The sequence below is a fragment of the Burkholderia sp. ABCPW 111 genome, from assembly GCF_000773065.1.
Lineage (GTDB): Bacteria > Pseudomonadota > Gammaproteobacteria > Burkholderiales > Burkholderiaceae > Burkholderia > Burkholderia savannae.
In genome coordinates, this window is the sequence record NZ_JPWT01000064.1 from 1 (window position 1) to 17761 (window position 17761).

Below are 17761 nucleotides of genomic sequence, written 5' to 3' on the forward strand. Positions count from 1 at the left end.
GCATCGACCGCATCGACCGCATCGACCGCATCGACCGCATCGACCGCATCGACCGCATCGACCGCATCGACCGCATCGACCGCATCGACCGCATCGACAACTTCAACCGCATGCCGTTCGCAGTCGCCTCGAAGTTTTCGGATGCTTCGCCAGCCTTTGCGGTTTCAATGCGTCGACTTCGAGCCTCGCGAATGCATCGATTACTTCAATCGATGCGCGCGCCGCGAATGTCGACACACCGAAACACCGAAACACCGAAAGAAGCCGCGCGGCCGCACGCGCGGCCACGGCGCCGGCAGTCGAGCCGCGGCCGGCCGCGGCGCGCGCGACGGTCGCCGCCGCTCGAATTCACCGCATCCTCCGATTCAAGAAAATGCCGCAGCGCGCCGCTCATGCGGCGCTCAGGACGCCGCCGGCCCCGCCGCAACGTCTTCGTGCTTGCCGCGCATCGCGATTCCCCACAGGATCACCACGCCGCTCGCGAGCGTGAAGCCCGTGCACATCCACGCGACGGGCGCGAGCCCGAGATGCAGGAACGGCGCGACGGCCTGCGTCGCGAGCGCCGCGCCGCCGAGGCCGAAGAACATCAGCAGTCCGGCCGCGCGTCCGGCGATCGACGGCTCGGCCGCGAGCGCGCGCGCCATCGACGCCGGTCCGCGCAAGCCGAGTGAGCCGCAGAACAGCATCCACGACGCGACGACGAGCGCGGTCGAGCGCAGCTCGAGATGCGCGAGCAGCAGGAACGCGGCGGCGGCCGCGAACTGCAGCAGCGCGCCGAGCGAGATGATCCGGTCGAGGCCGAGCGCGTCGGTCCATTTGCCGCTGCGCGCCGCGGTCAGCATGAACGCCGCGACGCCGCATGCCTGCAACAGGCTGAACGTCGACGGCCCCGCGCCGAGCCAGATCTCGACGACCTGCGGTGCGCTCGCGACGAACGTGAGCAGCGCGGCGAAGCACAGCGCGTGGCCGAGCGCATAGCCGAGATAGACGGGCGAGCGCAGCAGCCGTCGATAGCCGCCCGCGCGTCCGTTCGCGTTCGCGGGGGCGGGCGCCGGCGAAGCGGCGGGCACCACGCGGAACACGAGCGGCGCCACGACGACGGACAGCGCGACGATGATCCAGAAGCTCATTCGCCAGTCCGCGACGACGAGCAGCGCCGCGCCGACGACCGGCGCGAGCCCCGGCACCGCGCTTTCGATGATGCCGAGCCACGCGAGCGCGCGGACCGCGCCGCCGTCGCCGAACGATTGCCTGGCGAGCGCGGGGACGATGACCGTCGCCGCGCCGACGCCGAAGCCTTGCACGGCCCGCGCGCCGATCAGCACGCCCATCGACGGCGCAAGCGCGCACGCGGCGCCCGCGGCGAGTTGCAGCAGCACCGCGAATGCGAGCGTGCGGCGGTGGCCGAGGCGGTCGGCGGCGGCGCCCCAGACGAGCTGCGAGACGGCGAGCGCGGCCGAGAACACGGCGAGCGTCGCCTGCGCGCTTTCGATCGAGCCGCCGAGCTGCTGCGGCAGGGACGGCACGGCGGGGAGATACAGGTCGGTTGCAAGGAGCCCGACGGCCGTCAACAGGGCCAGCGGGAAAATCGATCGAAGAGGATGCATGCGTGAAACTGAAAGGATTTTGTCGGTTTGCGAGCGCCCGACGATACCACGTCGACGCGCGCGGCCCGCGCGGCGCACGTTCGCGACGACGAGGGCGCAAGCGCTTGGCGGTCGACGTTCCGAGTTCGACTCCGCGAGTCTACGGCGCGGGGCGGCGCGCGATCCACGCATCAACTATGCGCACAGCAATGCAGCGGCGCTTGTGTATGTATGTGCGGCAAGAGGAAAGCCGGCCGAAACCTGGAGCGCGGGGTGCGGAGCGCGCTCGCGCGCGCCATGCGTCGTGACGATGTCGAGGGCGCTTGAACGGCATGGCGAGGCGCGCGGCGAGCGGCCCGGCATGAACAGCGTGTCAATCGCGCAATGACGGCCCGGCGCAGCGCATGCTCGGTGGATGAATGCGGCAATCACGCTGGACTGATTCCGCGCATCGTCGGTTTTGCGTGCCGGCGCGACTTGCGGCGGCGGCTGTCGTCGCCGAGGATGCAGGCACGGCCTTGCCGATGCCACCATCACCGATGCCGCCACCGCCACCGCCACCGCCACCGCCACCGCCACGGCCACGGCCACCGCCACCGATGCCGAGCCGATGCCGAGCCAATGCCGAGCCAATGCCGAGCCAATGCCGAGCCAATGCCGAGCCAATGCCGCCGCTACCGATGTCGCCACTATCGATGTCACCACCGCCCTGACCGCGCCCAAACGCACCGTAAGGCATTTGTTGCTTAAATTGAAATGATATAACATATCTATCCCATCGTAAGCCGCCGCGAGCCGCGACTGCACCGTCGCAGCCAGCCGGATCGGCTGTCGATGCGTTTCGCCACGGCCTACGTGCGCGCAGGATTTGATACGTTATATCGTTTCGATGGCGCTGCGCGATTCGGTCCGTGATCCCGTCCACTCCGACAACACCACACCGATTACCGCAATGGATGACCACCGACGCCCCGCGCCGCCTTTCGTTCGCAGGCTGCATCCCATGTCGCTGCTGCTCGCCGCGAGTCTCGCACACGGCGAGACGCTCGCGCCGCCCGCCGATCGCCCGTCGAACGAGCCGCCGGCGACGACGCTCTCGCCGATCTTCGTGACCGCCAATCCGCTCGGCGCATCGGCGCTCACGTCGCCAACCGCGTCGCTGTCCGGCGATGCGCTGACGCTGCGCCGCGCCGATTCGCTCGGCGATACGCTCAACGGCCTGCCCGGCGTGTCGACGACGACCTACGGCCCGCTCGTCGGCCGCCCGATCATCCGCGGCATGGACGGCGACCGCATCCGGCTGCTGCAGAACGGCGTCGCCGCGTACGACGCATCGTCGCTGTCGTACGACCACGCGGTGCCGCAGGAGCCGCTCACCGTCGAGCGCGTCGAGATCGTGCGCGGGCCGGCCGCGCTGCTGTACGGGGGCAACGCGGTCGGCGGCGTCGTCAACACCATCGACAACCGGATTCCGCGCGAGGCGGTCAACGGCGTTTCGGGCGCGGTCGACGCGAGCTACGGCGGCGCGAACAACGCGCGCGCGGGCGCGGCGCTCGTCGAGGGCGGCAACGGCCGCTTCGCCTTCCATCTCGACGCGTTCGGCCGCGAGACCGACGAGCTGAGAATCCCCGGCTATGCGCACTCGGCGCGCCAGCGCGCGCTCGACGGCGAGGACGCGAGCGAGCCGTACGGCAAGCTGCCGAACAGCGACGGACGCCGCTACGGCGGCGCGGCGGGCGGCTCGTACACGTGGGCCGACGGCTACGTCGGCGCGTCGTACAGCGGCTACGAATCGAATTACGGCTCGGTCGCCGAGACCGACGCGCGGCTGCAGATGCGGCAGGAACGCGCCGCGGTCGCGTCGGAAGTGCGCAATCTGCGCGGGCCGTTCTCGCAACTGAAGTTCGACTTCGGCTACACGAATTATCTGCACAAGGAAATCGAGGACGGCGTGACGGGCACGACGTTCCGCAACCACGGCTACGAGGCGCGCGTCGAGGCGCGTCACCGCAAGCTAGGCCCGTTTGAGGGCGCGCTCGGCGTGCAGGTCGGCCAGAACACGTTCTCCGCGCTCGGCGGCGAGGCGCTCGCGCCGACGACGCGCACGACGAGCGTCGCGCTGTTCGGCCTCGAGGAATGGCAGGCGAGCGACGCGCTGAAGCTGTCCGCCGGCGCGCGCATCGAGCACGTGCGGCTCGACCCGAGCGCGAACGGCGACGACAAGTTCGGCTTCGCGCGCTCGCGCGACTTCAATGCGGGCAGCGTGTCGGCGGGCGCGCTGTACCAGCTCGCGCCTGCGTGGGCGCTCGCGGGCAACGTGTCGTACACGGAGCGCGCGCCGACCTTCTACGAGCTGTATGCGAACGGGCCGCACGGCGCGACGGGGCAATACCTGATCGGCCTGCCGGATGCGCAGAAGGAGAAGGCGGTGTCGACCGATCTCGCGCTGCGCTATGCGAGCGGGCCGAACCGCGGCAGCGTCGGCGTGTTCTACAGCCGCTTTCGGAACTATCTCGCCGAATACGACACCGGGCGGCTCGTCGACGACGAGGGCGCGCTCGTCGCGGCCGGCTCCGCCGACGCGCTGCGCGAGGCCGTTTATCGCGGCGTGCACGCGGAGTTCTACGGCGTCGAGCTCGAAGGCAAGTGGCGCGCGTTCGAGAAGCGCGGGCATCGCGTGGATCTCGAGCTGACGGCCGACTACACGCACGCGCGCAACGCGGACACGGGCGAGCCGCTGCCGCGGATCGCGCCGCTGCGCGCGACGCTCGCGGCCGATTACGGCTACGGGCCGTTCGGCGCGCGTGCGCAGGTCACGCACGCATGGGCGCAGCACCGCGTGCCCGACAACGATCTCGCGACGGACGGCTACACGTCGCTCGGCGTCGTGCTGACGTACAAGTTCCGCGTGGGCGCGACGAACTGGCTCGCATACCTGCGCGGCGACAACCTGACGAACCAGGATATCCGCTACGCGAGTTCGGTTGTGCGAAACATCGCGCCGCAGGGCGGACGCAGCGTGACGGTCGGGATGCGCACGACGTTTTGAGCGCGCGTGTGCGGGCGGGGAACCGGCGGCGAGGGGCGGCCAGGCTGAGCGCGGGGGCGCACTTGATGATTGGCTAGTCTTGCCGCTTGGTGCCTCATGCCGAACGCCGAACGCCGAATGTCGAATGTCAAAGGGCGAACGCCCAACGCCCAACGCCCAACGGCAAACGGCAAACGGCAAACGGCAAACGGCAAACGGCAAACGGCAAACGGCAAACGGCAAACGGCAAACGGCAAACGGCAAACGGCAAACGCCAAACGCCAAACGCCAAGCGCCAAACGCCAAACGCCAAACGCCCAAGGCTCGGAAAACCCACGGAACCCACAAAACGCACAAAACCCGACGTCCCCGCAGCCCCTCTTCTGTTCCCGGCCGTTCGTTTGTAAGATAGCGGTCGCCGCGCGCGGTGCTGAGGGCGCGCGCGGCGTCGTGCGAAACGGCATGACTTTCTTCCGCCATTCCTTTTCGAGTCGAGCATGAAAAGAACAATCCAGAAAAGCTGGGCGGCGCTCGTGCCGCTGCTCGTCGCGGGTTCGGTCTGCGCCGCCGCGCCGCTGTGCCAGACGCAGAAGCTCGGCGCGCACACGTCGAAGATGTGCGTCGAGCAGACGCCGTTCAAGCACGACTACTACACGCTGTGGGTCGACGATTCGCCGATCTTCATGCTGCCCGACGACTACGTCGAGAAGGTCGCGCTGACGCACATGGTGCCGGAGGACGGCGCGATCGAGTTCCCTCTGTCGAAGCAGGGCACGCCGACCGTGACGATTGCGGGCGGCTGCGAGCCGATCAGCGAGACGCAGGGCAAGGGCGCGGACGCGGTGAGCCTCGAGACCGGGCGCGTGTGCTCGTTCAACTGGGGCAAGGAGCCCGTCGTCAAGGATCTGCGCTTCAGCTTCGAGTAACGGGGGCGGTGCGCGGCGGCGCCCGCGGCGATGCGTCGTGCGTCGCACATGCGGATGCCGCTGCCGCTCAGGCTCGATCGGCTCGCCGGCACGCGTTGGGGGGGCGACCGCAGCGGGCTTCGGCGTCGCCAAAGAAAAACCCGGCCGAGGCCGGGTTTTTTCGTTTGGAATGCCGACGAGCATCGGGTCGCGCATCGGATTGCCTGTTGGGCGGCGCGCCAAGCTGCCGCTGCCCGCGCCACGCATCATTCCAGGTCTGCCTGCTCCGTGCGCGCGAAGATGTCCCAGCTCGCCATGAACAGCGCGGCGACGAGCGGGCCGATCACGAAGCCGTTGATTCCGAAGAGCGCCATCCCGCCGAGCGTCGAGATCAGCACGACCCAGTCGGGCATCTTGGTGTCCTTGCCGACGAGGATCGGCCGCAGCAGATTGTCAACGAGCCCGATCACGCCGACGCAGAACGCGACGAGGATCACGCATTTCCAGATTTGCCCCGTGATCGCGAAGTAGCCGGCGGCGGGCACCCAGACGAGCCCCGCGCCGATCGCGGGCAACAGCGACAGGAACGCCATCAGCGCGCCCCAGAGGATCACGCCCTCGATGCCGAGAATCCAGAAGATCAGGGCGCCGAGCGCGCCCTGCACGGCCGCGACCGCGATGTTTCCCTTCACGGTCGCGCGCACGACGGTCGTGAACTTCGTGAGCAGATGCTGCTTGTGCTCGTCGTCGAGCGGCAGCGCGCGCCGCACGCGGCGGCCGATTTCGCCGCCGTCGCGCAGCAGGAAGAACACGAGATACAGCATCACGCCGAAGCTCACGACGAACTGGAACGTGTTCTGTCCGATGCTGAGCGCCTGCGCGGCGACGAACTGGCTGATCGCGGCGGCCCCGTCGGTGAGCTTCTTCTGGATGCCGGCGATGTCGGTGAGCCCGTAGTTGCGCAGCACCCGGTGCACGGACGTCGGCAGCGCGTGCATGAACTCCTGGAAGTACTGCGTCATGTTCGGCTGCATCGCCTTGATCTGCTGATATGCGTACGCGATTTCCTGCACGAGCGTTCCGGCGACGAACGCGAGCGGCAGGATCACGATCAGGATGATGAGCGACAGCGTGACGAGCGCGGCGAGATTGCGGCGCTTGCCGAAGCGCGCGGCGAGCCAGCGCTGCACCGGCTGAAACAGGATCGCGAGAATGGTCCCCCAGAAGATTGCGCCGAAGAACGGCGTCAATATCCAGCAAAGGCCGACGGTGACGACTAAAAGCAGCAGGTGGAAGAATTTCTGGTGATCGTGCCCGCTATCCATGGTGTGCTCGGGGAGGATGGTTGATCGGCCGGGCAAGCCGCGTCGCGGCGGCCCGCCTTGATGCGTGGATTATGCCTGACGCGTGCCGCACGGCGAGCGTGCGCTGCCGCGCCCTGAGCGCACATCGTTCGGGCTGCGATCGAAAGCGCCGCGGCGCAACGCCGCGGCGCGGGCGGGGACACGGCGCGAATGCGCGATGCGCTGCGCCGCTTTCGTCAGAGCTTCAGGCGCGTGACCTTCGTTCCGTTGATCGACAGATCGCCCATCAGGCCGGCGTTGGTCAGCACGATCACGTCGACCGGGCCTGTCGCGGTCGACGTGTCGACCGCGCCGTTCGCGCCCATCTTGACGAGCGCGACCGACGCGTCGGCGCCGGCGGCCCAGCCTTGCGAACCGCGGAATTTGTCGAGCGCGTCCTGCGTCATGAACAGGAAGATGAGCGCCTTCGATTGCGCGCCCGCCTGCAGGCCGACCGACAGCGACGACGTGTTGTAGTAGCCGAGCGTCGCGCCGCCGACGCGCAGCGCGCCGTTGCCGCTCTGGCCGCCGAAGATGAAGCCCGCCTGCAGCACGTTCGGGAACACGAGCACGCCGCGCGATTTCGCGACGAGTTCGTGCGAGCCCGGCACCGTCGAGTAGAGGCGCGACAGCGTCGCGTTCACGCGCGCGTCGATCGCTTCGCGGGTCGACGCATTGGACGCCGCGGTCGACGGCGTGTCGGGCGTGGTGGTGCAGCCCGCGAGCGCCAGGCTGCCGAGCATGGCCGCGATCGCGGCTTTCATAACGAGAGTCTTGCGCATGATGCTTCCTCCATCTTGAAGGTTGAACGTCGGGCGACAGCGCCGCGCTTATCGACGCGCAAGGAGGATGCCTGCCGCGAATGCGAGGCCGGCGACGATGCCGGCCGTCTGCCACGGATTGTCGTGGACAACCCGGGACACGCGTTGCGCGGACTGCCGCAGCCGGCGCGACGCGTGCCACGATGCGTCGTCGAGCGTGTCGCGCGCGGCTTCGAGCCGCCCGTGCAGGCGCTTGCGGAGCGCCTCGATGTCGACGTCTTCCTTGAGCAGCGCGTCGAGCTCGTCGACGAGCGAGCGCATGTTGTCCTTCACGTCGCCGTTCAGGTCGCGCGCCGCGGAACGCGCATCGTGCGCGAACCGGCGGCCGGCGCGTCGTGCTTCGGAGAGGCCGCGGTCGAGCTTGTATTCGACGGAGTCGGAAAGAGCCATGATGATCGTTCTCCTGAGGGTTTGAGGGAAAGGTGCGGACGTTGCCCCTATGTGATCCGCTATCCGGCCCCGAGTTTCGCGCGGCGGCGGCGGCGCGCCGGCGCGGTGGGGCCGAAGCCTTTGCGGGGCGGGGCTTGGCGGAAAATGCAACAGTTTGTGCGGCAATCGGGCGCAGCGCCGCTGCGCGTTCGAATCGATGGTGGAAGTTTTTGCGGATCGGTGTGCCGGATTTCGGTAAATGTGACTGGCGTCGCGTGCGGGAGAAGGGGGGGCTTTCTTCTTGTTCGCGCGTTTTGCGCATCGTTGCGATGCGCGTCGCCAGACGGGCGCTCGCGCCGAGATCGTGAGGATTCCGTCGTTTTCGGATACGCATGCGCGCATGTGCATCGATGATTCGATGTCGGCAGCATCGGTCGAGTCGTCGATGCGTTGAATCGGTGATTCACCGATTCAACGATTCAACGATTCAACGATTCAACGATTCAACGATTCAACGATTCAACGATTCAACGATTCAACGATTCACCGACGCGCTGATGCGCCTATGCGCCTATGCGCCGATTCGACGGTGCCCGGAGGCGCCGATGCGGCTGTCGAACGTGTTCGAGATCCGCGTTCGGGCCGCGGCATGACGCGATGAAAAGCGGCATGCGCGCCCGCCACTTCTCGCCATCGAGAACACAACCGCCGACGGCCGGCACGTTGCCAGCCCGGTTTGCGGCGTCGCTCGCGTGAACGCCGATAGCGGCGCGTTGCGCATCGCACGCCATCCGCCGTCCGCCGTCCGCCGCGCGCAGCGAACGGCGAGCGGCGAGCAGCGCGACATCGAAAGCGTTACCGCGAAGCGCGGCGGCTATGCGCCCCCGCCATTTCCGCGCCCCGGCGCGAGGCCGCCGCCGCGTATTCGTCGGCGAGCGCGACGTCGATCAGCACCGGATCGTGATCGGACGAGCGATACGCGTCGGGAGCGTAGTACGTGCGCTGCTGCTCCGCGCTCTTGTACGCGAGCGTGTATTGCAGTGCGACCGGCTCGTCCGCGTTGATGTGCCAGTCGTGCACGGCCTTCACGCGCGACGCGAGCGCGCCCGTCGCGAGCGCGTGATCGAGATAGCCGGCCTCGCCGTTGTACATATAGCTGTATGCGCCCGAGCCGATCTTGCTCGACACGAGATTCAGGTAGCCGCGCGACTCGAGCGCGCGAACCGGGTCTTCATACGTGTAGCTGTTCAGGTCGCCGATCAGCAGCACGCCTTCGCTGTGCGCGCCGGTCGGATTGCGGGCGAGCCAGTCGGCGACTTTCGCCGCCGCGCGCGTGCGCGTCGCGTTCCAGCAGCCCTGACCGTCGCCCTGGTCGAGGTCGTCGCCCGCCGCGTTCGGGCAGTTCTTCGATTTCAGGTGATTCACGGCGACCGTCACCGCGCGCGAGCCGCGGACCGGGCGGAACGTCTGCGCGAGCGGCTGGCGGTTCTTGTCGTCGATCGCGAGCGTCGCCGGCTCGCCGACCGGCTTGACCTTGCGGCTGTCGTAGATCAGCGCGACCGCGATCGCGTCCCCGCCGAGCCGCGCGACGCCCGGATCGACGACGCGCCAGCCGTCGCCGAGCTTCGCCGCGAGCTGGCGCACGGCGCTCAACTCGCCGTAGCCGTCGTTCTCGATTTCCATCAGGCCGATCACGTCGGCGTCGAGCGCCTTCAGCGCGCTGACGATCTTCGCGTCCTGCCGGACGAATTCTTCATAGCTCTTCGCTCCGCGGTTGTTCGGATCGTCGAAGCCCTTGCCCGTGCCGTCGCCGTTGAAGTAATTCAGTACGTTGAACGAAGCGACCCGCAGGTTCGCGCGCGGATCGCGCGCGGGCGCGGACGTGCGCGGGTTCGCATTCGCGGCGAACGCCGGCGTGCGCGAGCCCGGCACCGGCTGCAGGCGCCACGTGCCGTAGCGCATTTCGAGCACGCCTTCGACGTTCGCCGCCGTGTAGCCCGCGCGCAGCGTGTTCGCGGCGGAGAGCGCCGGCGCCGGGTAGGGAACGGTCGCGGGATTCTGCTTGTTCGAGCCGTCGTCGAGGATCAGCCGGTTGCGTGCGTTCGCGTCGGCCACCGTGTTCGCCTGCGCGGGCGGCACGACGCTCGTCGGCGTGCGCAGACGCCCGTTGCTGAGCAGCACGCTGCCGTAGCGGCCGAGCTCGTAGACCTCGGTGACGGTCAGCGTCTGCGGCAGCCGCACGAGCATGCCCTCATAGGCGGCGAACGTGCCCGGGCTGTCGACGGGCAGCGTGAGCGTAGCGGGCGTGACCGACTGGCCGCCCGCGCAGACCGCGATGCCGCCCGACAGCGTGAGCTGCGTCTGCCCGTATTTCTCTTCGACCTTGCCCGTCAGATGCACGAGGTCGCCCGCCTGCGCGCGCGCTTTCGGCGCGTAGACGAACAGCCCCTCGGAGACGCCGGGCTGATTGCGGCGCTGCGGATCGGCTTGCTGGACGAAGAAGCCGCCGAAGCCGTCGGCGCCGCCGAAGTCGGCCGTGACGACGGCTTCGATCGATACGTTCCGGCCGGCGAGCGGCGACGGCGCGCCGGCGCCTTGAATCTCGGCGATCGGCGTCGCGCTGCCGCCGCAGTTCGTGCTGACGGGCGCGGCCGTGGCCGCGAGGGCGGGCGTGGTCGCGATGGCGGACAGAAGCGACAGGGCGGTGAGCAAGGGCGTCGGAGTGCGCATGGGGACAGTCCGTTGTGTGGGAATCCTGAAAGCTTAATGGTGCATGTTGACAGTTTTGCGTAAAGAATAGATATGGATATGTAATCTGGCCAGGTTTTTTCGAGCAATGGCCCAGCGCATCGGCGGCGCGGGCGCGGCGGCGCGCGAGCGAACCGTTTCCATCGTCCGGGCCGCTGGAGCCGGTTGCGCTCATGCGCCGGGCGAGCGAATGGCCGCACGGCTTCGCCGCGCGCGGGCAGCCATCGATTCCGATGGACCGCCGCTCGTTGGCCGCTCAAAATAGAAGCGCAGCCGTCCGTGATCGGCGGCGCGATGTGGCCGCATCGCGCGATTCCGGAGGGCCACGTCATAGGAGGTGACGCAAATGAGCTATATGTTGTTGATCGTCGAACCGCGGGGCCAACGCGCGGCACGCGCGCGAGCCGAAGGCGAGATCCTGTACGAGCGGATGCGCCACTACGCCAGCGAGTTGCAGTCGCGCGGCATACTGATCGGCGCCGAATCGCTCGTGTCCGACGACAAATCGACGCGCGTGCAGGTGCGCAACGGCGAAGTGCGGCTCGTGGACGGGCCGTTCGCCGAAGCGAAGGAAATGGTCGGCGGCTTCTTCCTGCTCGACGTCGCGACGGAAGGCGAGGCGCTCGCGATCGCCAAGGATTGCCCCGCAGCCGAGTGGTGCTCGGTCGAAGTGCGCGAGATCGGCCCGTGCTTCTCGTGACCGGATGCGAGCGCGCGCGCAACGCTCGCCGGAAGCCGTGCGCCGCATGAATCTGGGGTTTTCCCTGATTCGATATCCTTGATGTCGAGCGGGGATCGCGTCGTCCGTCGTAGGGGCAGGACGCCAGGTCAGGCGTCCTGTCATCTGCCGAAGGAGAGCGCGATGCGTTTCATGATCATGGTGAAGGCCAACGCGACGAGCGAGTCCGGCGCGATGCCCGACGAGTCGCTGATCGCCGCGATGGCGACGTATCACGAAGAACTGGCGAAGGCGGGCGTACTGCTCGACGCGTCCGGCCTGCAGCCTTCGTCCAAAGGCTGGCGCGTGCGCTATTCGGGCGGCAGGCGCACCGTCGTCGATGGTCCGTTCACCGAAACGAAGGAGCTGATCGCCGGCTACACGCTGATTCAGGTGCGCTCGCGCGACGAGGCGCTCGAATGGGCCCGCCGTTTTCCCGCGCCGTTCGGCGAGCGCGAGGACGGCGAGATCGAAGTGCGGCAACTGTTCGAGCTCGACGATTTCGAGCCGAGCGGCGCGGTCGAGCGATTCCGCGAGCTCGAGAGCAAGCTCGGCTGACGCCGGCGACAGGAGACGGCAATGGTCCAGATCGTGGTGATCGCCGGCGCGGTGGTGATTGCGCTCGCGCTGCTGTTGATGCTGTATGCGGCGTCGCGGCCGGGCACGTTTAGCGTCGAGCGCAGCGCGCGGATCGACGCGAACGCCGCGCGCATCTTTCCATACGTGGCGGACTTGCGCCGCTTCAACACGTGGAATCCGTACGAGCGCAAGGACCCGACGCTGCGCGGCGAATACGGCGCGGTGACCTCGGGCGTCGGCGCGAGCTATGCGTGGACGAGCGAGAAAGTGGGCATCGGCCGCTTCGAGATCACCGAACTCGACGAGCCTTCGCACGTGACGATGCGGCTCGATTTCGAGAAGCCGTTCGAGGCACACAACGTCGCGGAATTCACGCTGCGGCCGGAGGGCGACGCGACGGTCGTCACGTGGGCGATGCGCGGGCCGTCGCCGTTCCTGTCGAAGCTGATGCAAGTGTTCTTCAGCATCGACAAGATGGTCGGCGCGGATTTTTCCGCGGGGCTCGCGAACCTGAAGGCGCTCGCCGAAGGACGCGCATGACGGGGAACGCCGTTCATCGCGCGATAGACGCCGTCTGGCGGATCGAGGCCGCGAGAATCATCGCGCATGTCGCGCGGCTCGTGCGCGATGTCGGCGTGGCCGAAGAGCTCGCGCAGGATGCGCTCGTTGCCGCGCTCGAGCACTGGCCGCGCGGCGGCGTGCCGGATAATCCCGGTGCATGGCTGATGACGGCCGCGAAGCGCCGCGCGCTCGACCATCTGCGACAGAACGCGCTGCATGCGCGCAAGCACGAGCAGATCGGCCTCGATCTCGACGCGCTCGGCGCGCACGTTTCGCCGGACGTCGCCGACGTGCTCGAGGCGGCGCGCGACGACGACATCGGCGACGATCTGCTGCGGCTCGTGTTCACCGCGTGTCATCCGGTGCTGTCGACCGACGCGCGCGTCGCGCTCACGCTGCGCCTGCTGGGCGGGCTGACGACGGGCGAGATCGCGCGCGCGTTTCTCACGCCCGAGCCGACGATCGCGCAGCGGATCGTGCGCGCGAAGCGCACGCTGTCTGCCGCGAAGGTGCCGTTCGAAGTGCCGCGCGCGCCCGAGCGCGCGTCGCGCCTCGCTTCGGTGCTCGAAGTCATCTATCTGGTTTTCAACGAAGGCTATTCGGCGACGGCGGGCGACGACTGGATGCGTCCCGCGCTGACCGACGAGGCGCTGCGGCTCGGGCGCGTGCTCGCCGAGCTCGCGCCAAGCGAGAGCGAGGTGCACGGGCTCGTTGCGTTGATGGAGATCCAGGCGTCGCGGATGCATGCGCGCGTCGATGCGCGGGGGCGCCCCGTGTTGCTGCTCGATCAGGACCGCAGCCGCTGGGACCCGCTTCTGATCCGGCGCGGGCTCGCCGCGCTCGCGCGCTCGGAAGCGCTCGGCGGCGCGAGCGGCCCGTATGCGCTGCAGGCGGCGCTCGCCGCGTGCCACGCGCGTGCGCGCAGCGCCGCCGACACCGACTGGGAGCAGATCGTCGCGCTCTACGACGCGCTCGCGCAAGTCGCGCCGTCGCCCGTCGTCGAGCTGAATCGCGCGGTCGCGGTCGGCATGGCGTTCGGGCCGGCGGCGGGGCTCGAGATCGTCGACGGGCTCGCGGCCGATCCGGCGCTCGCGCGCTATCACTGGCTGCCGAGCGTGCGCGGCGATCTGCTCGCGAAGCTCGGGCGGCGCGACGAAGCGCGGGCGGAGTTTCGACGCGCGGCCGGCATGACGCTCAATGCGCGCGAGCGCGAGATGCTGCTCGCGCGGGCGATGGAGCGATGATGGTGCTTTCGATTTTCGATTTTCGATTTTCGATGCGTGATGCGCGGCGTGTCGTCGAGCGGGCGCGCGCTGCGGATGCGGGATGTCCGACGCTCGATGTGCGAGCACGCGGCTTGACGGGCTTTCGACGCGCGCGGCGCGCGGGCGTGTGCCACGACGTCGCGCGACGCACATGTCGATGTCGATCGGGGCGACGATGCACATGTGAGTCGTTGCGCTGCGTTGGTATGTGTCGGAACAGCGCCGCTTCATTCGGACATCTGGTGAACCGCTTCACGTAGTCTTCCGAAAGCCGAAAGCCGAAAGCCGAAAGCCGAAAGCCGAAAGCCGAAAGCCGAAAGCCGAAAGCCGCCAACCGCCAACCGCCAACCGCCAACCGCCAACCGCCAGCCGCCAACCGCCAACCGCCAACCGCCCGGCAAAGAATCGACAAGCGAAGCATTTTCAAGCCCTCCCCATCGTCGATTTCATTTCGAAGCTTTCCCGTTTTCCGATAATGCATCGCAGTCCGAACAGGAACTTGCGCCGCGTCGACGACTCCCACGGTCGCGCATCGCTTCATCGCGCAACCTACTCGCTCGGCGCGCCGCGCCGATTCTCAATCGCAAGTTACGACTCGAACGGAAAAGGGTATGGCTGAAGAACAACAAGCGAAAATCATCAACGAGGGCAGGCGCGGTTTTCTCGCGCGTTCGTCGGCATGGCCGGTGGGGATGCTCATGCTGCCGCTCGCCGGCTGCGGCGATGGCGACGGCGTCGTGTCGTCCGCGCACGCGCAGGATGCGTCGCAATCGTCGGGCTCGACGGGCGGCGCGGGCTACACGATCGATCGCTCGATCCAGTCGCCGAATCAGGATTCGCGCGTGCGCACGCTCGTGCTGCACTACACCGCGCAGACGCTCGCGGATTCGTTGGCATCGCTCACCAGTCCGCAGCGGCAGGTCAGCTCGCACTATCTCGTGCCCGACGCGGCCGACGACGGCCAGCGCTTCAAGGTATTCGAGCTCGTGCCGGAGGCGCGCCGCGCGTGGCATGCGGGCGTCAGCTACTGGCAGGGCGACCGGATGCTCAACGCGGGCTCGGTCGGCATCGAGATCGTCAATCTCGGCTTTCCGCCGGAAGACGAGAACCTGCCGCTGATGAACCGGCGCTGGTATTCGTATCCGGACGCGCAGGTCGCGGTGTTCGGCGCGCTCGCCGCCGACGTCGTCGCGCGGCACCAGGTGCTGCCGCACAAGGTGGTCGGGCATTCGGACGTCGCGCCCGGCCGCAAGACCGATCCGGGGCCGCTGTTCCCGTGGAAGAAGCTCTACGATCAATACAAGATCGGCGCGTGGCCGGAGGCCGAGGCGGTCGACTACTACCGGACCAACCGGCCTTTTTCGGGCGATGTCGCGAGCCTGCAGTCGAAGTTGCTCGCATACGGCTACGACACGCCGCAGACGGGCACGCTCGACGCACAGACGGTCAACGTCGTGTCGGCGTTCCAGATGCACTTCAGGCCGTCGCGCTATGACGGCGCGCCGGACGTCGAAACCGTCGCGATCCTCGACGCGCTGCTCGAGAAGTACTTCAACCGCAGCCGCGCGATCAGCAAGCAGGTGCTGCCGGGCGCGACCGCGCCGGCGGGAGAGAAGGGCAGCGACGTATGGCCGCTTGCGCCGGCGTCGCCGCGCTGACGTCGCAGACGCGCGCGTACCGTGCCGAGACGCGGCGCGGTACGCCACGGTGCGGTGCGGCGCCGCGCCGTGCGGTGAGACCGCCGTCCGCCGAGCCGCGGCCTTCGAAGGTCATCGCCACGACTATCGACGGCATTGAAAAAGCCTATTGGGGGATGCGCACGGAAGCGCCTAGATTGAAATGCACGGTGCCCCAGCGGCGGCAGCCGAGTTGCGCATCGTTCCCCACAATCGTTCATCCGGTCCGGCGCCGCGCGCCGGCATCGGACACGGAGGCGCAGATGGCACAGCTCAAGGGCAGCAAGACCGAAGAGAACCTGAAGTACGCATTCGCGGGCGAGTCGCAAGCGAATCGCCGCTACCTGTATTTCGCATCGAAGGCGGACGTCGAGGGACAGAACGACATCGCCGCATTGTTCCGCTCGACCGCCGAAGGCGAGACCGGCCACGCGCACGGCCACCTCGAATATCTGGAAGCGGTCGGCGATCCGGCGACCGGCTTGCCGTTCGGCACGTCCCGCCAGAATCTGCAATCGGCGATCGCGGGCGAGACGCACGAGTACACCGACATGTACCCGGGCATGGCGAAGACCGCGCGCGAAGAAGGCTTCGAGGAAATCGCGAACTGGTTCGAGACGCTCGCGAAAGCGGAGCGCAGCCACGCGAATCGGTATACGAAAGCGCTCGACGGGCTCGTCGACTGAGCGCGCCGCTCGCCGGCCCGCGAGCGTTCGCCCGCCGCATCGCCGGCCGGACGCGGCCGCGCGCGAGCGCGTCGCCGCGGGGCGGGCGCCACGCGCGCGTCCGCGCGCAACATGATGGAGCTGCCCCATGTCCCATCGAGAAGGCAGTCTGGAGGCTCCCACCCGGCATCCGCTCGATTGGCGATCGGATGCGTTCTACGATCAAGCCGCGATCGACGCCGAGCTCACCCGCGTATTCGAGATCTGCGCCGGCTGCCGGCGCTGCGTGTCGCTGTGCGGCGCATTTCCGACGCTATTCGATCTCGTCGACGAGACCGACACGGGCGAAGCGCATGCGGTCGATCCGAAATCGTTCGGCAAGGTCGTCGACCAGTGCTATCTGTGCGACCTCTGCTACATGACGAAATGCCCGTACGTGCCGCCGCATCCATGGAACGTCGACTTCCCGCATCTGATGCTGCGCGCGAGGGCCGCGCGCTACAAGCGCAACGACGTGAAGCTGCGCGACAAGCTGCTGTCGAACACCGACATGCTCGGCTATTTCGCCGGCATCCCGATCGTCACGCAGGCCGTCAATGCCGCGAATCGCACGCAGCCCTTGCGCGGCGCGCTCGAGGCGACGCTCGGCGTCGACCGGCACGCATGGCTGCCGCCGTTCGCGCCGCGCAAGTTCCGCCGCGCCGCGCAGCGCTCGCCCGGCCCGACGCCGCGTGACGGCGAGCGCACGCCGGGGCGCGTCGCGATCTACGCGACTTGCTACGTGAACTACAACGAACCGGGCATCGGCCACGATCTGCTCGCGGTGCTCGCGCACAACGGCATTCCGTACGAACTCGTCTCGAGCGAAGCATGCTGCGGGATGCCGCTGCTCGAACAGGGCAATCTCGAAGGCGTCGCACGGAAGAAGGACGCGAACATTCCGGTGCTCGCCCGCTACGCGCGCGAAGGCTATGCGCTGATCGGCGCGATTCCGAGCTGCGTGTTGATGTTCAAGAGCGAACTGCCGTCGATGTTCCCCGACGATCCCGACGTGCGCGCGGTCGCCGACGCGTTCTGGGACCCGTTCGAATACGTGATCGCGCGCCATCGCGACGGACTGCTGAAGACCGATTTCAAGCACGAGCTCGGCACCGTGTCGTATCACGTGCCGTGCCATGCGCGCGTGCAGAACATCGGGCGCAAGACGGCCGACGCGCTGTCGCTCGTGCCGGGCACGAAGGTAAACGTCGTCGAGCGCTGCTCGGGCCACGCGGGCACGTTCGGCGTGAAGAGGGAATTCCATGCGCAGGCGCTGAGGATCGGCGCGCCGGTGTTCAAGTCGATCGCGGAGCAGGCGCCCGACTACATGTCGTCCGATTGCGCGCTCGCCGGACACCATATCGAAGAGGGCATCGGCGCGAAAGGCGTCGAGCCGCCGCCCTTCGCGCATCCGCTCACGCTGCTGCGCAAGGCATACGGCATCTGAGCGCGGCCCAC

The 17761-nt window shown here is 68.1% G+C and carries 16 protein-coding genes; 9 read left to right on the forward strand and 7 right to left on the reverse strand.

The window, feature by feature from the left end; genetic code table 11:
* Nucleotides 1-205: 205 nt before the first annotated feature.
* The 3 genes from X946_RS33720 to X946_RS36545 form a co-directional block, all read right to left on the reverse strand.
* On the reverse strand, nt 206-394 hold the full coding sequence (locus X946_RS33720; RefSeq protein WP_152611706.1) for a hypothetical protein: 189 nt from the start codon (nt 392-394) through the stop codon (nt 206-208).
* Nucleotides 395-401: 7 nt separating this feature from the next.
* Complete coding sequence (locus X946_RS12600; RefSeq protein ID WP_038747975.1) at nt 402-1607, reverse strand: MFS transporter; 1206 nt, start codon at nt 1605-1607, stop codon at nt 402-404.
* 174 nt (nt 1608-1781) lie between these two features.
* Nucleotides 1782-2354 carry a hypothetical protein gene (locus tag X946_RS36545; RefSeq protein WP_200886429.1) on the reverse strand — a complete coding sequence of 191 codons (573 nt, stop codon included), beginning with the start codon at nt 2352-2354 and terminating at the stop codon, nt 1782-1784.
* A 235-nt stretch (nt 2355-2589) separates the two neighbouring features.
* Between X946_RS36545 and X946_RS12605 the strand changes: the two genes are divergently transcribed.
* Together X946_RS12605 and X946_RS12610 are read left to right on the forward strand one after the other, a co-directional pair.
* Nucleotides 2590-4635: a TonB-dependent receptor gene (locus tag X946_RS12605; RefSeq protein ID WP_038747978.1), complete on the forward strand. Its 2046-nt coding sequence runs from the start codon at nt 2590-2592 to the stop codon at nt 4633-4635.
* A gap of 476 nt (nt 4636-5111) precedes the next feature.
* On the forward strand, nt 5112-5540 hold the full coding sequence (locus tag X946_RS12610; RefSeq protein WP_038747981.1) for a hypothetical protein: 429 nt from the start codon (nt 5112-5114) through the stop codon (nt 5538-5540).
* Between the two features lie 245 nt (nt 5541-5785).
* Here the strand turns inward: X946_RS12610 and X946_RS12615 are convergent, their stop codons facing one another.
* The 4 genes from X946_RS12615 to X946_RS12635 form a co-directional block, all read right to left on the reverse strand.
* Nucleotides 5786-6844 (reverse strand): AI-2E family transporter, encoded by a 1059-nt coding sequence (locus X946_RS12615; RefSeq protein ID WP_038747983.1) that lies wholly within the window; start codon nt 6842-6844, stop codon nt 5786-5788.
* Between the two features lie 215 nt (nt 6845-7059).
* The gene (locus X946_RS12620; protein ID WP_038747986.1) at nt 7060-7644 is read right to left on the reverse strand and encodes a BPSL1445 family SYLF domain-containing lipoprotein; all 585 of its coding nucleotides are present in this window, start codon (nt 7642-7644) and stop codon (nt 7060-7062) included.
* 48 nt (nt 7645-7692) lie between these two features.
* Nucleotides 7693-8073 (reverse strand): DUF883 family protein, encoded by a 381-nt coding sequence (locus tag X946_RS12625; RefSeq protein WP_038747989.1) that lies wholly within the window; start codon nt 8071-8073, stop codon nt 7693-7695.
* 834 nt (nt 8074-8907) lie between these two features.
* Nucleotides 8908-10782, reverse strand: coding sequence for an ExeM/NucH family extracellular endonuclease (locus X946_RS12635; protein ID WP_038747995.1), 1875 nt, complete (start codon nt 10780-10782; stop codon nt 8908-8910).
* A gap of 364 nt (nt 10783-11146) precedes the next feature.
* Between X946_RS12635 and X946_RS12640 the strand changes: the two genes are divergently transcribed.
* The 7 genes from X946_RS12640 (at nt 11147) to X946_RS12675 (ending at nt 17750) form a co-directional block, all read left to right on the forward strand.
* The gene (locus X946_RS12640; RefSeq protein ID WP_038748132.1) at nt 11147-11500 is read left to right on the forward strand and encodes a YciI family protein; all 354 of its coding nucleotides are present in this window, start codon (nt 11147-11149) and stop codon (nt 11498-11500) included.
* 162 nt (nt 11501-11662) lie between these two features.
* Nucleotides 11663-12076 carry a YciI family protein gene (locus X946_RS12645; RefSeq protein ID WP_038747998.1) on the forward strand — a complete coding sequence of 138 codons (414 nt, stop codon included), beginning with the start codon at nt 11663-11665 and terminating at the stop codon, nt 12074-12076.
* Between the two features lie 21 nt (nt 12077-12097).
* Entirely contained in the window at nt 12098-12637 is a 540-nt protein-coding gene (locus X946_RS12650) for an SRPBCC family protein (RefSeq protein WP_038748001.1), read from the forward strand.
* Nucleotides 12634-13902, forward strand: a complete 1269-nt coding sequence (locus X946_RS12655; protein WP_038748004.1) for an RNA polymerase sigma factor — start codon at nt 12634-12636, stop codon at nt 13900-13902. The genes X946_RS12650 and X946_RS12655 overlap by 4 nt, the downstream gene beginning before the upstream one ends.
* A gap of 632 nt (nt 13903-14534) precedes the next feature.
* Nucleotides 14535-15581, forward strand: a complete 1047-nt coding sequence (locus tag X946_RS12665) for an N-acetylmuramoyl-L-alanine amidase (RefSeq protein WP_038748006.1) — start codon at nt 14535-14537, stop codon at nt 15579-15581.
* Between the two features lie 281 nt (nt 15582-15862).
* Nucleotides 15863-16285 carry a rubrerythrin family protein gene (locus X946_RS12670; RefSeq protein WP_038748009.1) on the forward strand — a complete coding sequence of 141 codons (423 nt, stop codon included), beginning with the start codon at nt 15863-15865 and terminating at the stop codon, nt 16283-16285.
* A 127-nt stretch (nt 16286-16412) separates the two neighbouring features.
* Nucleotides 16413-17750: a heterodisulfide reductase-related iron-sulfur binding cluster gene (locus X946_RS12675; protein WP_038748014.1), complete on the forward strand. Its 1338-nt coding sequence runs from the start codon at nt 16413-16415 to the stop codon at nt 17748-17750.
* Nucleotides 17751-17761 lie beyond the last annotated feature (11 nt).